This is a genomic window from Arthrobacter methylotrophus (assembly GCF_039539965.1).
Taxonomy (GTDB): Bacteria; Actinomycetota; Actinomycetes; order Actinomycetales; family Micrococcaceae; genus Arthrobacter; species Arthrobacter methylotrophus.
Map to the genome: position 1 here is coordinate 4,361,585 of NZ_BAABED010000001.1, position 16,668 is coordinate 4,378,252.

The 16,668-nt window shown below is 64.2% G+C and carries 14 protein-coding genes; 9 read left to right on the forward strand and 5 right to left on the reverse strand.

The genetic code is table 11. The features are described 5' to 3' along the window. The first annotated feature begins 100 nt into the window (after positions 1 to 100). From ABD884_RS22520 to ABD884_RS22560, 9 genes are all read left to right on the forward strand, one after another. Positions 101 to 1,318, forward strand: coding sequence for a RodZ family helix-turn-helix domain-containing protein (locus ABD884_RS22520; protein ID WP_345052225.1), 1,218 nt, complete (start codon positions 101 to 103; stop codon positions 1,316 to 1,318). Positions 1,319 to 1,561: 243 nt separating this feature from the next. Then, positions 1,562 to 4,342 carry a hypothetical protein gene (locus ABD884_RS22525; RefSeq protein WP_345052228.1) on the forward strand — a complete coding sequence of 927 codons (2,781 nt, stop codon included), beginning with the start codon at positions 1,562 to 1,564 and terminating at the stop codon, positions 4,340 to 4,342. Continuing rightward, positions 4,339 to 5,358 (forward strand): phosphate ABC transporter permease subunit PstC, encoded by a 1,020-nt coding sequence (gene pstC / locus ABD884_RS22530; RefSeq protein ID WP_345052233.1) that lies wholly within the window; start codon positions 4,339 to 4,341, stop codon positions 5,356 to 5,358. Before ABD884_RS22525 ends, pstC begins: the two co-directional genes overlap by 4 nt. Before the next feature lie 2 nt (positions 5,359 to 5,360). Beyond that, entirely contained in the window at positions 5,361 to 6,638 is a 1,278-nt protein-coding gene (locus ABD884_RS22535; protein ID WP_345052236.1) for a PstA family ABC transporter permease, read from the forward strand. Then, the gene (locus ABD884_RS22540) at positions 6,635 to 8,332 is read left to right on the forward strand and encodes a substrate-binding domain-containing protein (RefSeq protein WP_345052239.1); all 1,698 of its coding nucleotides are present in this window, start codon (positions 6,635 to 6,637) and stop codon (positions 8,330 to 8,332) included. The genes ABD884_RS22535 and ABD884_RS22540 overlap by 4 nt, the downstream gene beginning before the upstream one ends. Then, a complete protein-coding gene (locus ABD884_RS22545; protein ID WP_345052244.1) occupies positions 8,329 to 9,297 on the forward strand; it encodes a sortase in 969 nt (322 codons plus the stop codon). The genes ABD884_RS22540 and ABD884_RS22545 overlap by 4 nt, the downstream gene beginning before the upstream one ends. A 31-nt stretch (positions 9,298 to 9,328) precedes the next feature. After that, the gene (locus tag ABD884_RS22550; protein WP_345052249.1) at positions 9,329 to 10,186 is read left to right on the forward strand and encodes a phosphate ABC transporter ATP-binding protein; all 858 of its coding nucleotides are present in this window, start codon (positions 9,329 to 9,331) and stop codon (positions 10,184 to 10,186) included. Next, the gene (locus tag ABD884_RS22555) at positions 10,187 to 10,909 is read left to right on the forward strand and encodes a class F sortase (RefSeq protein ID WP_345052253.1); all 723 of its coding nucleotides are present in this window, start codon (positions 10,187 to 10,189) and stop codon (positions 10,907 to 10,909) included. A 111-nt stretch (positions 10,910 to 11,020) separates the two neighbouring features. Next, a complete protein-coding gene (locus ABD884_RS22560) occupies positions 11,021 to 11,509 on the forward strand; it encodes a hypothetical protein (RefSeq protein WP_345052258.1) in 489 nt (162 codons plus the stop codon). Positions 11,510 to 11,531: 22 nt separating this feature from the next. On the opposite strand, the gene dhaM is transcribed toward ABD884_RS22560, so the two are convergent. From dhaM to ABD884_RS22585, 5 genes are all read right to left on the reverse strand, one after another. Next, a complete protein-coding gene (gene dhaM / locus ABD884_RS22565) occupies positions 11,532 to 12,227 on the reverse strand; it encodes a dihydroxyacetone kinase phosphoryl donor subunit DhaM (protein ID WP_345052261.1) in 696 nt (231 codons plus the stop codon). Next, positions 12,224 to 12,874 (reverse strand): dihydroxyacetone kinase subunit DhaL, encoded by a 651-nt coding sequence (dhaL, locus tag ABD884_RS22570; RefSeq protein WP_028268001.1) that lies wholly within the window; start codon positions 12,872 to 12,874, stop codon positions 12,224 to 12,226. Before dhaL ends, dhaM begins: the two co-directional genes overlap by 4 nt. A 2-nt stretch (positions 12,875 to 12,876) precedes the next feature. Next, positions 12,877 to 13,878: a dihydroxyacetone kinase subunit DhaK gene (gene dhaK, locus ABD884_RS22575; RefSeq protein ID WP_345052266.1), complete on the reverse strand. Its 1,002-nt coding sequence runs from the start codon at positions 13,876 to 13,878 to the stop codon at positions 12,877 to 12,879. Between the two features lie 152 nt (positions 13,879 to 14,030). Further along, positions 14,031 to 14,540, reverse strand: a complete 510-nt coding sequence (locus tag ABD884_RS22580; RefSeq protein WP_028267999.1) for an amino-acid N-acetyltransferase — start codon at positions 14,538 to 14,540, stop codon at positions 14,031 to 14,033. Between the two features lie 21 nt (positions 14,541 to 14,561). Then, positions 14,562 to 16,664, reverse strand: a complete 2,103-nt coding sequence (locus ABD884_RS22585) for a S9 family peptidase (RefSeq protein WP_345052273.1) — start codon at positions 16,662 to 16,664, stop codon at positions 14,562 to 14,564. Between the last annotated feature and the right edge of the window lie 4 nt (positions 16,665 to 16,668).

Sequence of the window (16,668 nt, forward strand, 5' to 3'; positions counted from 1 at the left end):
CTTGGCATTATCTCCGCACATAGCGGCGAGAAAATCGGCCGCGGGTGCAGGACGTTAATTCAGCACAAATACTTTTTTACCTGAGAGAGAAGATAAGATCATGGCTAACGCCACAACAAAGAAAACCCGCTGGGGACTTAATGCGACGGCAACAGTTGCCGGGACTGCGCTCCTGCTTGGCGGAGGAATTGCCGTTGCCAGCGCCGCCTTGCCAGTTGGTTCAGCCGGCACGGTAACCGCCAACAACCACACCGGCTCCTGGTCACCAGCAGACCTGGTTGCCCTCAAGCTGCACAGTGACATGGCTTGCCCGACGGTCGGCGGCATGATGGCCGGTGCATTGATCTTCATGTCCGAGGTGGGGCAAGAGATCAAGCCGGCGACGAGCGCTACAGAGGCACAGAACCTCTACCCGTTCACGCAGGATCCGATGTCCCAGATGTCCCTGACGGGCACGGCCATCGCGGACGACAACAACCTGGAGTCCGGATTCGTTGACGGCACCAAGGCGCCCATTGCCGATATGACAGCCGTGGTCCAAGCCAGCCACACCTACAGCATCGGCTACGTCTGCACCGTCCTGTCCGACGATTTCAGGACCGCCACGATCAATCCGGTAGGCGGCACGACCGTGGCTTCCTGGGCTACGCTCACTACCGACGCGTCGAAGAACTGGACGATCAGCCAGCCCGTCGTCGCCACCCCGACGCCAACAGCAACGCCGTCCGACACGGAGACGGCAAGTCCTTCCCCGAGCGCAACGCCTTCAGCTACCGAAACGGCCACTCCGTCAGCGAGCGCAAGCCCAAGCGGAACGCCCTCGGCAACCGAAAGCGTAGCGCCGACGACGGGCGTGACCGTTCCGGCGACCACTTCCGCCGATGCCCAGGCCCTGAAGGCCGGAGATCAGCTTTCCATCGGCCAGAAGTACGTTGTCAACGCCCCTAGCAACACTTTTGCGGCCGGCGAAACGGTCTCGGGTGAAATCCACTCGGATCCGATCCTTTTGGCCGAAACTGCAGTAGCCGGCTCGGACGGATCAGTCAGCTACACCTTCTCGGTCCCGGCGAGCCTTCCGGCCGGAACCCACACGCTGATCCTGAAGGGTGCTTCGGGCGCAACGTTCCAGGTAGCCGGGCTGATTGTTACCGCCTCGGCGAACGCTCCCTTCCTCGCCGACACCAACTGGGTCCGCACTGCTACCGCCAACCCGGCAAGCAGCGCAGGGCTGGCCGCAATGGTCATCGGTGGCCTGACGCTCGTGGGCGTGGGCGGCGGCATTTACCTTTCCCGACGCCGTAAGGGCAGCAGGGTCTGATCTTTATCAAGGAATTGCCCGGACCTCCTGAGGTCCGGGCAATTCCATTTTCAGCCCCGATTCCTTTTGTTCACCTGCAGGAAATACTTTCTTTGTCCATGCACAACGGGCCGGGGCTTGGTTCGGGAAACAATAGTCCAGCAGCTTCCGCTGCCATTCGGCTAAACACTCCATTGATAGGCCCGAAATAGTCGGCCCACAGGACTTCGCGGCCGATCCCTTAATAATGGAAAGAAAGTATTCATGCCGCTTCCATGGAATACCCGACGGGTACACACCGGGACCCGCCAGCGACGGGCCGGGCGGTGGGCTTCCCCCTTGGCCGCGACTGCGGCTATGGGCGCCCTCCTGTTGCTCTCCCTTCCTCCTGGCTCGGCGGCCCCGGCGGTTCCGGGCACCGATTGGGGGCCGGCCGGCTCCATGGTCAGCGACACCGCTGCGACCGTCGCTTGGGACAACACCAACAACGCTCCCGACAGCACGGTCCCGCGCGGGGCTCAGCAACAGCTGCCCCATACCGCAGGTAAGTCCTACAACGACGTCGATAAGCGGCTGCGCGACGCAGCAGCCGCCGCGTTCGGGCCGGGCAACGGACGGACTGGCCTTTCCCTGACGGTTTCCCAAACAAGGAACCTGCAGAACCAGTCAGTGACGGTCAGCTTCAGCGGCGCCGATCCTGCTGCCGGCGCCAACGGTGCCAGCACTTCCTACCTTCAGGTGTTCCAGTGCTGGGGCAAGCCGGGCGCGGACAACAAGCCTGATCCGGCCGCCACCGAACCTGACCCAGCCACGTGTCAGTTCGGGGCTACCGGCCTGGACGGTGACATCTCCAACACGGCACACCAACGCTCCCTCCTCAACGATCCTCTGGTCCGCGGCGGGGACTGGGAAGCCGCCGATCCGGTTTCCCCCACCATGAACCTTCCCGCGCCCTTCAAGGCCGTCACCGGGGAACAAACACGGATCGCTGACGGCTTCAACCTCAGCGAGTACCGCAACCCGTTCTTCAACCGCACCACCACCAACGAGTTCTCTCGTTTCCTGTCATCGGAACAGGGGTCCGGCTCGCGAACCTTCGAAGTGCAAAGCGGTGCTGAAGCCTCCGGGCTGGGCTGCGGTCACCGGCCGGATGCACCCAGCGTTGCCAAATGCTGGCTGGTTGCGGTGCCCCGAACGGCTGCGATGGACGCCATTCTCCCTGCCGGGCCATTGGCGCCCAGCCTTTGGGCGATGCGCCTGCAAGTCCCCCTCCAGTTCCAGGACGTCGCGGCTGTATGTCCCACCGATCAGGCGGCGACCCTCAGCGTGGGCTCAGAGGCACTGAGTGCGGCAATGAAGTCGTGGATTCCCGCCGTGTGCGACACCAAGAAATTTACTTTGGGCTTCTCACCGCTGGCGGACCTGCAAGCCCGCACCCAGCTCCAGCAGCCGGACACGCTCGCTTTCATCACCCGCCCCGCGCCTGCCAACGTTAACGCCCTCTACGTGCCGACTGCACTCGCCGGAGTAGTCATCGCCATGACGATTGACAATGCTTGCACGGCATCCTTCACGCCCTACACGCTGGCTGATTGCGGCTATCGGGACAAAGCCGAGTGGGAAGCCGACAAGGCACGTAGTGCCGGTCTGGTGCGCGATCTGAAACTCAATGCCCGCCTTCTGGCCAAGCTTCTCACGCAGAGCTACGTCCAGCACACGGCTCCTGCCGCTGCCGCCGACGCCCCCTTTACCAAGCCTGGCAGCACAAGCTACGGGCAGCCGATGACATACTCCATCCAGAATGATCCGGAGTTCAGATCCCTGAACCCTAAAGGCCTTGGCTCCTCCGGTAACGTCAGCCCTCCCGTCGTTGAAGGACTGCGCTCCGACGCAGCAGCCGCCGTCTGGGACTGGTTGCTCAACGACAAGGACGCGAGGGCCTTCCTGAACGGATGCCCGGATCCTTCAGGCATGACGATCAACCCCTTCTACTCGACCCGGAGCTATGGCGAATGCCAGGAACAGGCCACCACACTGGACCAGCTGGCGGGCCGGAAAATTTCCGAAACGAAGACTCCCGACGGCTTCACCTACGCTCCCGTGTCCTACCCTTCCGAGGGTGCCGCCTATCCCCAGGTCTATTGGGCCCAGGGGCAGGCCATCAGGAACGGCGACGGGACCATTGACCAGCCGGCACTGACCGTGGGCGACCAGTACGCGCGGGTACAGGACATGGCCGCCGCGGCCCAGAACACTGTGCGCGCCCAACCCGCCGCCACTACGGCGTGGTGCGCGGATTGCAGCCCGCCCGCCTACAAGTCGGTGCCCCGTCAGGAGTACGGCAGCCGTAGCATCCTGTCAATTACCGATGCCGCCTCAGCAGCGAAGTTCCAGCTGCCTACGGCTCAGCTGTGCAATGTCAGCGGCGCACAATGCATCGGCGCCACCACCGCCAGCATGCAGGCGGCCGCCGCGCAATTCGAATCCACCGAAGTCCCCGGAGTGGCGCGGCCGGCTGCTGCCCCGGACTACGCCAAGGCCTATCCGCTCACCCTCCCCATTTACGGCGCGGTGAACCTGGCCTCGGTCAGCCAGACCCAGGCTGCGACCTTTGCCCGGCTTTTCTCCTACATCAGTACTGAAGGCCAGAAACCCGGCTTCAGCAGCGGGATGTTGCCGCCAGGATATGCGCCCCTCACCCCGCCCCTGCTGCAGTTGGCCGCCACCGGGATCCAGAAACTACAGAGCGTGTCCGGGCCCCAGCAGACCGAGCCCGCCACCACCCAGCTGCTCCCCGTGGAATCCGGAACCAGCGGAAACGTGTCCTCCACAATGCCGGTAACCGCAGGATCAATATCCGCCACGACGGATGCCGTCCCCGCGGCAGCGCCGGCGGCCGGCCCCGCACCCGCCGCGGCAATAGTGCCCGGCCGGACCGCGTCCACCAGCAGTGCCTGGCCGCAGTACACGCTGGCGATCGGGCTGGCAGCGGCCTTGGCCAGCGCCGCCGCCGCACCGTTGCTGGCAAGGGGGCGTCGGAAATGAGCACAGTACTGCCCGGAACCCGCCCCGAGGAAGCGCAGGACAGTCCCCGCCCCTTGCACCAGCTCTTGGAGCAACCGGACTATGTGTTCCGGGCCATCACAAGGGTGGGAGGCGGAATCGTGCTGGCCATCATGGCTTTGGTGGGCCTCTTTCTGGCTGGCAACGGCGTGGGCGCAATCAACGCAGTGGGGCTGGGCACCTTCCTGACCACGCAGAATTGGGCCCCGGAAACCAATGACTTCGGCATTGCCGCTGTTTTGTGGGGCACCGTGCAGATCGCCGCGGTCGCGCTGGCCGTCGCGATGCCCCTGTCCCTGGGGACCGCATTATTCATCACCGAAGTGACCACCGGATGGATGCAGAAGGCCCTTACCAGCTTGATTGATCTCCTGGCTGCCGTTCCCTCAGTGGTCTTTGGCCTGTGGGGCGCCTACATGCTTCAGCCCAACGTGGTGGACTTCAGCAAATGGCTGTCCACCTGGTTCGGCTGGATACCCTTCTTGCAAGTCGACGGTGTGGACCCTGGCAGCCCGCTGCGGGATACCGTGCCCTTCACCGCATCCGCCTTCATCGCCGGACTGGTCGTAGCCATGATGATTGTCCCGATTCAGACCTCGATCATGACCGAATCCTTCCGGCGGGCGCCAATAGGTGAGCGCGAAGGCGCCTACGCCCTGGGAGGCACCCGCCTGGGCATGATCCGGACGGTCGTGCTGCCATTCGGCCGCGGGGGGATCATCGGCGGCACCATGCTCGGGCTGGGGCGGGCACTTGGCGAGACCATCGCCATTTACCTCATCATCAGCCCCGTCTATGCCATCAATTTCCACGTGTTGGAAAAAGGCGCCAACTCGATTGCTGCCATGATCGCCCTGAAGTACTCCGAGTCCAACGAATCCGCCATGAGCGCACTGATGGCCGCCGGATTGACTCTCTTCGTGATCACCATGCTTGTCAACATCACGGCCTCAGCCGTGATGGCTAAATCCCGGTCCGGTGCAGAGAGCGAGGGCTGATCATGACCACAACCGACGACGGGCCCGCCATCCATGTGAGCCCGCTGCCCACCGCCGCCGAGCCGCTCCGCCCGGCTACCATACTCCCGCTGCTGGCCAAACCTTCCACCGGCCCTGAAGAGGCCCGGGTACGGCCGGGAGCCGGCCGTACCCACGTCCTGACGCTGTCCGGCTCAGCCGCCGGCGGCTTCGGCATGGGCCTCCTGTTGACCGTAGCGCTCGGACTGATTCCCCTGGGCTGGTTGTTCATCGTCTCCTACCTGTGGTTCCTGCTGTTGTACACCGCGCTGGTGTACCTGCGTCAACCGGCTCCGGCAGTACGCAATGGCCTGCTGACAATCCTGCTCAGCTCCGCCGGTGCCGCCGTCGCGGGCACGCTTGGCCTCGTGGTCGTGTTCACGTTCGCCCGAGGCCAGGACGCCTTGTTCCACCTCAATTTCTTCACCACGGACATGTCCGGCGCCGGGCCATTGTCCGGACTGGACCAAGGCGGTGTCCTGCATGCCCTCGTAGGAACGCTGGAACAGATTGCCATCGCCCTTGCCATCACCATCCCGCTGGGACTGACGACGGCGGTATTCCTCAACGAGGTCGGCGGACGGTTGGCGCGCATCGTGCGTACGGTTGTTGAGGCGATGACGGCGCTCCCGTCGGTCGTAGCGGGCCTGTTCATTTACGCCGCTGTGGTCATGTCCATCACCCATCAGACCAACGGTTTTGCCGCTTCGCTGGCAATCACCGTCCTGATGCTGCCGATCATGATCCGCTCGGCCGACGTCGTGCTCCGCCTGGTGCCAGGAAATCTGCGCGAGGCAGGCCTGGCCCTGGGCGCGGGCCAGTGGCGTGTGGTGTGGCACATCGTGTTGCCGACGGTCCGCTCGGGCCTGACCACCGCCATCATCCTGGCGACGGCCCACGGAATCGGGGAAACAGCCCCGGTTCTACTCACGTCCGGCTTTACCGGAGTAATGAATGCCAATCCGTTCTCCGGGCCCCAGACCCCGCTGCCGCTGGCAGCACTGGACTATGTCCGTTCCCCGGTGCCGGGGATGGTTGCGCGCGGCTTCGCCACCGCCGCATTCCTGCTGTTCGTGGTGCTGGTGCTATTCATCTTGGCCCGGATCATTGGCGGGCAGGACCCGGGGAAGCAAACGCCGGGCCAGGCTCGCCGAGCGGCCGCGAAGTCCCGGCGCGAGCTACCGCGCATCGAACGCAACCACGCCCAGCTGCTGGCGAACCCGGGTGCGGCCCCTTCCAACAACCTGCAGGAGAACCAATGATCCGCCACCTTTCCAAGCGACGGAGCCTCCCGGCGGTCCTGGGAATTCTATTGTCCTTGGGCCTGGTGCTGGCCGGCCTCGCGCCGGCGCATGCAGCCAACTACCTGCGCATCGGCGGTTCCGGCTCCTCTTGGGCCGGCAACGCTCTGCAGGACTGGATTGCGCGGGTCGGCGCCCAAGGGGTGACCGTGGATTACGAAAACAAAGGGTCCTCCACCGGCCGTAAGGAATTCGCGGACCAGATGAAGCAGTTCGCCATCTCCGAGATCCCCTATAGCGGTGACACCGCGGACCCGCGCGACAACAGCATGCCCGGGTTCTCCTACGGCATGCTGCCCGTGGTGGCCGGCGGCACCGCGTTCATGTACAACCTCAAGGCCGGCAGTTCGAGGATGAACAGCCTCAAGCTCTCCCAGCCGGCCATCGCCAAAATCTTCACCGGCCAGGTCACCCGCTGGAACGATCCCATCGTCGCCGCCGACAACCCAGGGGTCGCACTGCCGGACGCAACCATCAACGTCGTTGTCCGCTCGGACGGCTCCGGGGCAACAGCCCAGTTCACCCTGTGGCTCTTGCGCCAATACCCGGGCGACTACGCGAAGTTGTGTGCGGTCACCGGCTGCGATCCTCAGCACGCCACCTCCTTCTACCCCACGCAGGGACTGAAGAACTTCGTGGCACAGAACGGCTCCCAAGGCGTCACCACCTACACGGCTAACAATCAGTACACGATCAACTATGACGAGTACTCCTACGCCCAGGGGATCGGCTTCCCCGTGGCGCAGGTCAAGAACGCAGCTGGCTTTTACACGCTGCCCACCGAGTACGCAGTGGCCGTGGCCCTGACCCAGGCGAAGATCAACCAGGACAAAGGTTCGCCCAACTATCTCTCCCAGGACCTCTCTGCGGTGTATGGCTACAAAGACCCCCGCACCTACCCGATGTCCGCCTACTCCTACATGATCGTCCCCACGCAGGCCACCAATGCCGTGAACCCGGCCCAAGGGGCCACGCTGGGATTCTTCGCAAACTACGCCTTGTGCGAGGGGCAGCGTCCCATGGGCCAACTCGGATACTCGCCGCTGCCCATGAACCTCGTCCTGGCCGGAATGGAACAGATCCGCAAGATACCGGGCGTGGACCAGGACACCATGCGCAAGATGGATGAAACCCGGGCGAGTGTCTCAAGCGGCTCGGCAACTGCCTGCAACAATCCCACTTTCAAGCCCGGCGACTCCCCCTCAGCCAACCAACTCGTGCGGACGGCCCCCTTCGACAAAGCCTGCGACGCTGCCTGCCAGGCAAACTGGCGTGGTGTCGACGCGGCCGTCAACCAAGGTCCGGCCGGGGCCACGGTAACCGCCGGAGCAGAAACGGCCGCCGCCACAGCAGGGGGTTCGGCCCAGGCCGGCGGCGGGGACCTTCCCGGGGCTGATCCAACCGCTGGAGCGGCCGCCTGCGACCCGGATAGCGGAACCTGCGCCGCAGCAGCAGCCGGGGCTGCTGGCGGTGCCGGGGCAGCCCAGCAGCTGACGCCGGTCACCACCACGCTGGCCTCCAGCCGCGGGTGGGGACAACCGCAGAACCTCTTGCTGATCATCGGCGGCCTGGTTGGCCTCCTCGTGTTTGTTCCGCCACTGGCCGCCGGGGCCTTATCCCGGCGCACGCGCAGGAAGGGCGGCATGAAGGCATGATCGCGACGCTCACCGGACGCCGCCAAACCGGGCCACGCCCGGTACATCGTGGACTGCTCGACTGGCTGCGTCGCGCCCCCCGGACCAGACGCCGGGCCACACCGGTCAGGCTCCCGCCGTCATCCGGCCAGAAGGCACTTTCGCTGGGGTTTGCGATGGTCTCAGTTCTCCTTTTCGGACAGATCATCAACATTGTGATCATCTCCCACGTGCAGCATGCCACGAGCCAAACCCGGTTGTTTGAAGAGCTGCGGACCAGCCTGGCGGAAGGCTCTGCCCCACTGGGACAGACAGACAAGGATGGAGGGTTGGTCGCCCCCGGGACACCGCTGGCACTGCTCTCCATTCCTGCCTTGAACGTGCAGGAGACAGTGGTCGAGGGAACGTCGTCACGGGAACTGATGGATGGCGTCGGCCATCGCCGGGACACTCCCCTGCCCGGACAGAGCGGCACGAGCGTCCTCATGGGCAGGGCGGCCGCGTATGGCGGAGCCTTTGGCCAGCTGGGACGCCTTTCACCGGGAGAACGTTTTACTGTCACCACCGGGTTAGGCGTGGCCGAGTTCGAGGTGACCGGCCAGCGCCGCGCCGGTGACCCCGGCCCGGCCCTGCCCGTCGGTAACGAAGGGCGCCTGACGCTGACCACGGCGGCCGGGCCGGCGTTCCTCCCCGACGGGGTTCTGCGGATTGACGCGAAACTGCTCTCAAAAGCTGTACCGAAGGCGCCACCCGTCCTCTATGCAGCCTCCCTGGAGCCCGCTGAACTTCCCCTAGGATCCGACACCTCGGACCTCGTAGGGCTCCTGGTGTGTCTGGAATTGCTGATTCTGGCCGCCCTGGCCGCCGTCTGGTCATGGTACCGGTGGGGTCAACGGGAGACGTGGCTGGTCTTCCTTCCCGCCCTGGGTGCCCTGTCCGTGCTGACCGGCACGCAGGCCAGTCTCCTGCTGCCGAACCTGCTGTAGTGAATACGCAAAAGAAAGAACCCTCATGACCATGCCATCAACCCCCGGCCACGCTCTGGCCGTTTTCGATCCGACCGAGGGCGAGGACGTCCAGGATCCGTTCGCCGGCAGCGAGGCGGCCGAACTCAACGCGGAGTCAGTCAGCGCCTGGTTCGGTGAGCGAAAAGTCCTGGACCGCGTCTCCCTGAACATGGCCGCAGGACAAGTAACAGCCCTGATCGGTCCCTCCGGCTGCGGAAAATCCACCTTCCTACGGATCCTCAACAGAATGCACGAAATGGTGCCTTCGGCTTCGCTCGCCGGCAAGGTGCTGCTGGACGGCTCGGACATCTACGATCCAGGCCGGCAGGTTACACTCGCCCGCCGGAGTATCGGCATGGTCTTCCAGAAGGCCAATCCGTTCCCTGCAATGTCGATTTATGAGAACACCGTCGCCGGCCTGAAGCTCGCTGGGATCAAAGCCGGCAGGGCCGAAAAGGACTTCCTGGTGGAGGATTCGCTGCGCAAGGCATCCCTCTGGGAAGAGGTCAAAGACCGGCTGCACCAGCCAGGCGGCGGCCTGTCAGGCGGCCAGCAGCAAAGGCTCTGCATCGCCCGGTCCCTGGCCGTTTCCCCGCGAGTGCTGCTGATGGACGAACCGTGCTCGGCGCTGGACCCAACGTCCACCCGCCGTGTCGAGGAAACCATCGCGTCGCTGCGGGGACTTGTCACCGTCGTCATCGTCACGCACAACATGCAGCAGGCTGCGCGCATCTCCGACAACTGCGCGTTCTTCCTTGCAGCGCAGAATGCCCCCGGTGCGATCGTGGAGCACGGCCCAACTGATGCCATGTTCCACTACCCCCAGGACCCGCGCACCAGCGACTACGTGAACGGGCGTTTCGGGTAGATGCGAAGAGCAACCTCACCTACCGCCCGCGTTCGCCACCGGATCCGGAACCTTGCCGCCGGTGTCTTGACCACACTGGGCCTGACCGTTGTGCTCATTTACGGAATTCCCCTGATGACGGGGGCCCAGCCGTTGCTCGCCGTCCCCGGGCAGAGCAGCGAACCGGTGCCGTCATCCGCCGGCACGACGGATACAGTGCCCCCCGTGGTCAGCACCCCGGCGGAGGCAGAGGCGGCGGCAACCCGAGAATTGGAACGGGCTCCCGCCGGACCCGGCCAGCCAGTGCGGGTGCAAGTGCCGAGGCTGGCCCTGGATATTCCGGTGTTACCCATGGCGTTGCCCGCCGACCACCGGGTCAATCCGCCCTCCAACGGCTTCGCCTATTGGATCAGCGATTACGGCCCGGCAGGGCCCGGAGCCACAAATACCACCTATCTGGCCGCTCACTCGTGGAACCTCGGCTACGCAGCTTTCAACGCTCTGATGGACATCCAAGCCGGCGCGGGCCGGGTGCAGCCCGGCGACGCTGTCCTGGTCACCACCCTCGAGGGCGTCACCCACTATACGGTCACCTCTACGGCCGGTTACGCGAAGTCCACCCTGGAGTCAAGGGATGACCTCTGGGCCGCCGTGCCCGGGCGGCTGGTGCTCCTGACCTGCTTCCAGCTGAACGACGCCGGTGCCACACAAAACTATGTCGTTTACGCCAAGCGAACGGACTAAAAAGTATCTGCGTCCCACCGGTCCTTAACCAAACTGCCATAGTCATAACGATGTGCCTGCCAGTTGCGGGCATCCCGTTCCGGGCATAGCGCCGCGGGATACCCTCAAATTATGCGCAGGTTGTGGGCCGTTATCGCATTAAGCACGACGGCGGCACTCTGGTCAGGCTGCCAACCTCAAGTGAGCGCGTGCCCGGCAATTGCGGTTGCCCCGGTGGTGTCCCTCACGGTTGCGGCAGACTATGCACCCATGGTCAAGACCATCCATGTGAAAGCCTGCCAAGACGGGAAATGCCATGAGGCTGAGTTGGAATTGCGCCCGGGCAGTGTGGCGGTCCCGCAATCCTGCAGTCCCGAACCCAGCTCGGCCTGCTCAGCCGTCTCGTCCCCGGACGGTACCCTCTACGGTGCCCTGAGCATGGGGACGTTGACGGCGTCGCCCATCACTGCCGAAGTAACCGGCTCGGACGCAACCGGCGGAATCTTGCCGGTCAGGACACTGGACTTTAAACCGAAAAGCGCCAAGCCTTGGGGCGAGCAGTGCCAGACCGTCATCACAGCAAGCCTCCTGCTCGATGCCCACGGCCTACGGCAGTCCTGAGTCGAGAAGCTCCGCGCCCGCCTCAGATCTCGCCGAATCCCTGTTCCACGAGGCGCCTGACGTAATCCACGGCTTTCGATGAATCCTTGCCCCGCGCTTCGACTTTGAGCTTGCCGCCTTGGCCCACGGCGAGGCTCATGAGTTCCATGACGGATGTGCCGTCGACGCCGTTCACCGTTGCCTCGACGTCCAAGCCAGCGAGTCCACCGGCAATTTTCGCCGCGGGCCTGGCATGCATTCCCATCGGGTTGATGAGCTCGAATTCACCGCTTTCCGCCGGTTCACCCTTCCCTTGGGATGGTGGCGATCCCGCGGCATCAAAAGCGGTCTCCGGTCCGAATCGGACCGATTCCGCGGCCGCCTTCACGGCGGCGGCCAGGGCACCACCTTGCGTAGCCACGGCGGCCGCAACGAGGCCTTCCACCAAGGGCGCGTCGGCAAGGAGGACTTTGTCCGGCTCGGTGCAGAACTCCGTCGCTGATTCTGCGGTCATGACGGCGGAACCAAGGTCCGCCAAGACCACCAGACCATCTCCTGAAGCCTCCGTAAGACCTGACTCGAAGGCGGCTATTGTCTTCTCCAGGTCCGTGCCGATCCGGCCATCGGCCGTGCCACCAACGGCATAGAACTTCACATCGGGGGCCATCTGGGCAGCCAATTCCACTGCGCCTTCGGCGATTTTCCGGCTGTGCGAGACCACCACCAAGCCGACCGTCATTCAGCAGACCCTTCGGGGAACCCGGCGGCAGTGGCAGCTGCGCGCAACAGCAATGCCGACGATACGGCCCCGGGATCGCGGTGGCCGGCGCTGCGTTCACCGAGGTAGCTCGCGCGTCCCTTGCGGGCAATGAGGGGATCCGTAGTCACGGCTCCCACTTCTGCAGCCTCGGCCGCAGCAGCCAGCACCGCCACTGCATCTCCACCATCGGCCAGGACCTCATCCGCCGCTTCCACAGCGGGGGACCAAGCATCCACCATCGTTTTGTCTCCCAATTCCGCCTTGCCTCGGGCAACAATTCCGTCGCGGGCCGCAGTCAGTGCTCCGGCGAGCGCAGCGGCGTCGATTTCCGCAAGTTCTCCCAGGGACGTGGCTGCGCGAAGATACGCGGTCCCGTAGAGCGGACCGGCGGCGCCGCCCACCTTGGACATCAGCGCCATCGCGGCCAGCTTAAGTGCCGCGCCAGGTGTTTCCGGTGGAGTTTGGCCCAGTTTCTCTATCACGGCCCGGAACCCGCGGTCCATGTTTTCGCCGTGGTCCGAGTCGCCGATCGCACGGTCCAAGGCAATCAACTCCTCACGATGCTCGGACATGAGCCGCGCGGAGAGCGTCAACCACTGAACCGCCCAGTCGACCCCCAAGTCCACTGTCACATCCCCCAACGCAGGGCCGGAGTGTGGACGGGGGCATCCCAGAGGGCCGTTAGTTCGTCATCGAGTCGCAGCACCGAAATGGAGCAGCCCTGCATCTCCAGCGATGTGACGTAGTTGCCCACCAGCGAGCGTTCCACTTTGGCCCCTCTTTCCGCGAGGATCCGGGCCGCGCGGCGGTACACAATGTACAGCTCGCTGAGGGGCGTGCCACCCATTCCATTCACAAAGAGCAGCACTTCTTCTCCGGCTTTGATTCCCAGATCTTCCAGTACGGGTTCCAACAATCGGCTGGTGATGCCGTCGGCGCTCTCCATAGCGATCCGGTGCCGGCCCGGCTCGCCGTGAATGCCAATGCCGATTTCAATTTCGTCTTCGGCAAGCTCGAAGCTCGGTACGCCGGCATGTGGCACGGTGCATCCGGACAGGGCCACTCCCATGGTGCGTACGTTGCGGACAACCCCTTCCGCGACACCCGCGACGGCCTCGAGGGAATCTCCCCGCTCAGCGGCTGCTCCGGCAATCTTTTCCACCAGCACGGTTCCGCCCACGCCACGGCGGCCTGCCGTGTACAGCGAGTCTTCTACCGCGACGTCGTCATTGACGAGAACCGAGCGGACGCTGATTCCTTCGGCCTGGGCCATCTCCGCCGCGGTCTCGAAATTCAGAACGTCGCCGGTGTAGTTCTTCACAATGTGTATGACGCCCGCCCCGGAATCCACTGCCGCGGTGGCCGGAATGATCTGGTCCGGCGTAGGCGAGGTGAAGACGGCACCGGGCACGGCGGCGTCGAGCATTCCGTGCCCCACAAAGCCGGCATGAAGCGGCTCATGGCCACTCCCCCCTCCCGACACAAGTCCCACTTTGCCAGCCACCGGAGCACCTTTTCGAACGATATAGATGGGGTCCGTATGGACATCCACGAGGTCGGCATGGGCCATGCCAAAACCCTCGACGGACTCGTCCACCACTGAACGGGGATCGTTGATGAGCTTTTTCATGGCGCGCTCCTGATGCGTTGCTGGTAGGTGATTTGACCCTACTACCAGCGCCCCGGGCACGGTAGGGGATTGCTCCCCGGAGAGAAAGCTGCAGCCCGGAAAAACCGATGGCACAGCCTCCCCTGGCTAAGAACCAGGAGAAGTACTCGAAGCTAGAGGACCTTGATCATTCGGGTGTTTCCCAAGGTATTGGGCTTCACCCGGGCCAAATCGAGGAACTCGGCCACGCCTTCGTCATGGGAGCGGAGCAATTCCGAGTAGACCTGGGGGTCGACGGCGGTCTGGTCCGCCATGACTTCGAATCCGTGGCGCTTGAAGAAATCCACTTCGAACGTCAGGCAGAAAACCCTGGCTACCCCCAATGCTCGCGCGTCTTCCAAGAGCTGCTGAACAAGGACGTGGCCTACGCCCTTGCCCCGCCAACTGTCCTCCGCCGCCAAAGTGCGCACCTCGGCCAGATCTTCCCACATGACATGCAGGGCCCCGCAACCAATCACCTCGCCGTCGGACGACTCGGCGATCCGAAACTCCTGAAGGCTCTCGTAGTAGGCCACTGTTTCCTTGGCCATCAGGATTCGCTGCTCTGCCAGCGGTGCCACAAGCCTCTTAATCGCGGCAACGTCACCAGTGCGGGCAGGGCGGATACTGAAGGTCGAAGTCACAGCCCTATCCTATGTGCACCCCTATAGCCCGAGCTCCTCGGGAACGGGGATGTCCTGTCCGAGCACCTGCTTGGCCAGGAAGTGCTCCACAACGCCGTACCAGACCTTGGCGTGCTGCGGCTGCAGGATCCAATGGTTTTCGTCCGGGAAGTACAGGAAACGGTGTTGTGTCTCGCCGTTCTCGTCGGCCGGCAGCCCGGAGCTGGAAAGCAGCTCGTACCAAAGCCTCAGCCCCTCGCCGATTGGCACCCGGTAGTCCTTGTCACCGTGGATCACCAACATGGGGGTTTTGATCTTTTCGACGTGGAGATGGGGTGAGTTTTCCATCGCCATCTCGGCGGTCATTTCCTTGAGCCAATACTGCGAGGCGTCCGTGGTGGGCCCAAACTGGTCCAAGGCCCACAAACTGGCGTGCGTCACGATCGCCTTGAAACGGTCCGTCTGGCCCGCCACCCAGTTGGCCATGTATCCGCCGAATGATCCGCCCATTGCGGCAGTCCGCGTCTGGTCAATATCAGGCCGCCTGACCACCGCGTCGGTAATGGACATGAGGTCCGTAAACGGCGCTTTGCCCCATTCGCCCCAACCGCGCTGGATGAATTGCTGTCCGTACCCGGTGGACAGTGCGGGGTCCGGGAGCAGCACGGCGTACCCTTTTGACACGAGCAGCCAAGGATTCCACCGCCACGTCCAGGCATTCCACGAGCCCAAGGGACCACCGTGGATCCACAACAGCAGGGGCACCGGGTTCGCCTCCGATGCTCCTTCCGGGAGCGCGAGGTAGGCCGGAATCCGCGATCCGTCGGCCGCGTTGGTCTCCACCCGCTCCAACGAGCCTTTGATCGCTGGGCGTTCGGCCGGCGCAGGAAGCCGCTCGACGTCCCCCGTGCCAAGGTCGATCCGGACGGGCTCCGCCGGGAATTCATATGAGCTGCGCAAGGCGAACGCGGTCAGCCCGTCCGGAGAAACCACGACGTCGGTGTACGCCGCCGTGTCTTGTGTGACGCGGGTGACCGTACCGCCGGCGAGGGCGACCCGGAAAACCGGCGTGGCGCCGTCGTCGTCGGCTGTGACGAGGAGCGAGCGCCCATCCGGAAGCCAAGCCGCCGGGCTGCCCCAGCGGTCCCAGCCGGGCGCGAGCGGTTCAAAGTCGGTGCTCTCTCCCGCCGAGACGTTGAGGAGATGGAGCTTGACCTCGGGCGCCTTCCCGGGAGTGCTGTCGCTTTCGCTGACGACCGCAAGGAGGTTGTTATCAGGGCTGACCGGGCCCGGAAAATAGCTCATTCCCTCATGATCAAGGAGCACCTTGAGGGACCCGGAGGCAATGTCGACGGCGGCGAGTACAAAGCGTGTATCCGCCTTCGCGAGCGGCTTGGCGAGGCTCGTATAGATCGTTTTCCCGTTCGGACTGACCACTGCCCGGGTGTTGCGGAGGTTGCCGCCGACGCCGGGAGTCAGGTTGCGCAGCTTCAGGGGCGCGGTAGCGTCCACGGTCGCTGGCTTTCCAGACTCCGCAGCATCCCCGTTTTCCACGGCAAACAGCCGGGGCTGGGCAGGGCCGAGATCGGCGTCCCAATAGCGGACCGGGTACCCCGCGTGAAGAATGGCCGCTACTTTGTTGTCCTTGCGGCTCTTCCGCCGCGCCTCGTCGTTTTCCTCGTCGCTTGAACCGGCCAGGACCGAGGCAGTGACGAAAGTGGCATCCGCGGCCGATGCGGCCATGACGCCCCCGACGCCGCCAGAACGCGAGTGCACCACCCGGGCCTCGCCGCCGTCGGCAGGCAGAAGCCACAATGCGCTCACGGGCTCGGTTTCGGGGCTGTCCGGGTCGGGACGGGCGGAAGTGAAATAGAGGTCGCCGTTTGCCGCAAATACAGCACCGGTCTCGCCCTTGGCGCTGCGCGTGATCCGGCGCGCGTGTTTTCTTCCCGCTGGATCAAGCTCCCAGAGAGCCGTGACGTATTCAGTTCCTTTGGCATTGAGGGTGGAAACCGTCGTGACCAGGCGGTTTCCGTCTGGACTAAGGGCCAGGCCGCTAACCCGGGGGATGGCCAAGTAGTGGTCCAGATCGTGGAACGGAGTTTCGGGTTGTTCACTCGGGGTCTCTGAGGCAATCGAATCCATGCTC

Bases quoted from the DNA above. Each gene is read 5' to 3' on its own strand.
- ABD884_RS22520 (WP_345052225.1), top strand. From the start codon at position 101: ATGGCTAACGCCACAACAAAGAAAACCCGCTGGGGACTTAATGCGACG.
- ABD884_RS22525 (WP_345052228.1), top strand. From the start codon at position 1,562: ATGCCGCTTCCATGGAATACCCGACGGGTACACACCGGGACCCGCCAG.
- ABD884_RS22540 (WP_345052239.1), top strand. From the start codon at position 6,635: ATGATCCGCCACCTTTCCAAGCGACGGAGCCTCCCGGCGGTCCTGGGA.
- pstC (WP_345052233.1), top strand. From the start codon at position 4,339: ATGAGCACAGTACTGCCCGGAACCCGCCCCGAGGAAGCGCAGGACAGT.
- ABD884_RS22560 (WP_345052258.1), top strand. From the start codon at position 11,021: ATGCGCAGGTTGTGGGCCGTTATCGCATTAAGCACGACGGCGGCACTC.
- dhaK (WP_345052266.1), bottom strand. From the start codon at position 13,878: ATGAAAAAGCTCATCAACGATCCCCGTTCAGTGGTGGACGAGTCCGTC.
- ABD884_RS22555 (WP_345052253.1), top strand. From the start codon at position 10,187: ATGCGAAGAGCAACCTCACCTACCGCCCGCGTTCGCCACCGGATCCGG.
- dhaM (WP_345052261.1), bottom strand. From the start codon at position 12,227: ATGACGGTCGGCTTGGTGGTGGTCTCGCACAGCCGGAAAATCGCCGAA.
- ABD884_RS22535 (WP_345052236.1), top strand. From the start codon at position 5,361: ATGACCACAACCGACGACGGGCCCGCCATCCATGTGAGCCCGCTGCCC.
- ABD884_RS22585 (WP_345052273.1), bottom strand. From the start codon at position 16,664: ATGGATTCGATTGCCTCAGAGACCCCGAGTGAACAACCCGAAACTCCG.
- ABD884_RS22550 (WP_345052249.1), top strand. From the start codon at position 9,329: ATGCCATCAACCCCCGGCCACGCTCTGGCCGTTTTCGATCCGACCGAG.
- ABD884_RS22545 (WP_345052244.1), top strand. From the start codon at position 8,329: ATGATCGCGACGCTCACCGGACGCCGCCAAACCGGGCCACGCCCGGTA.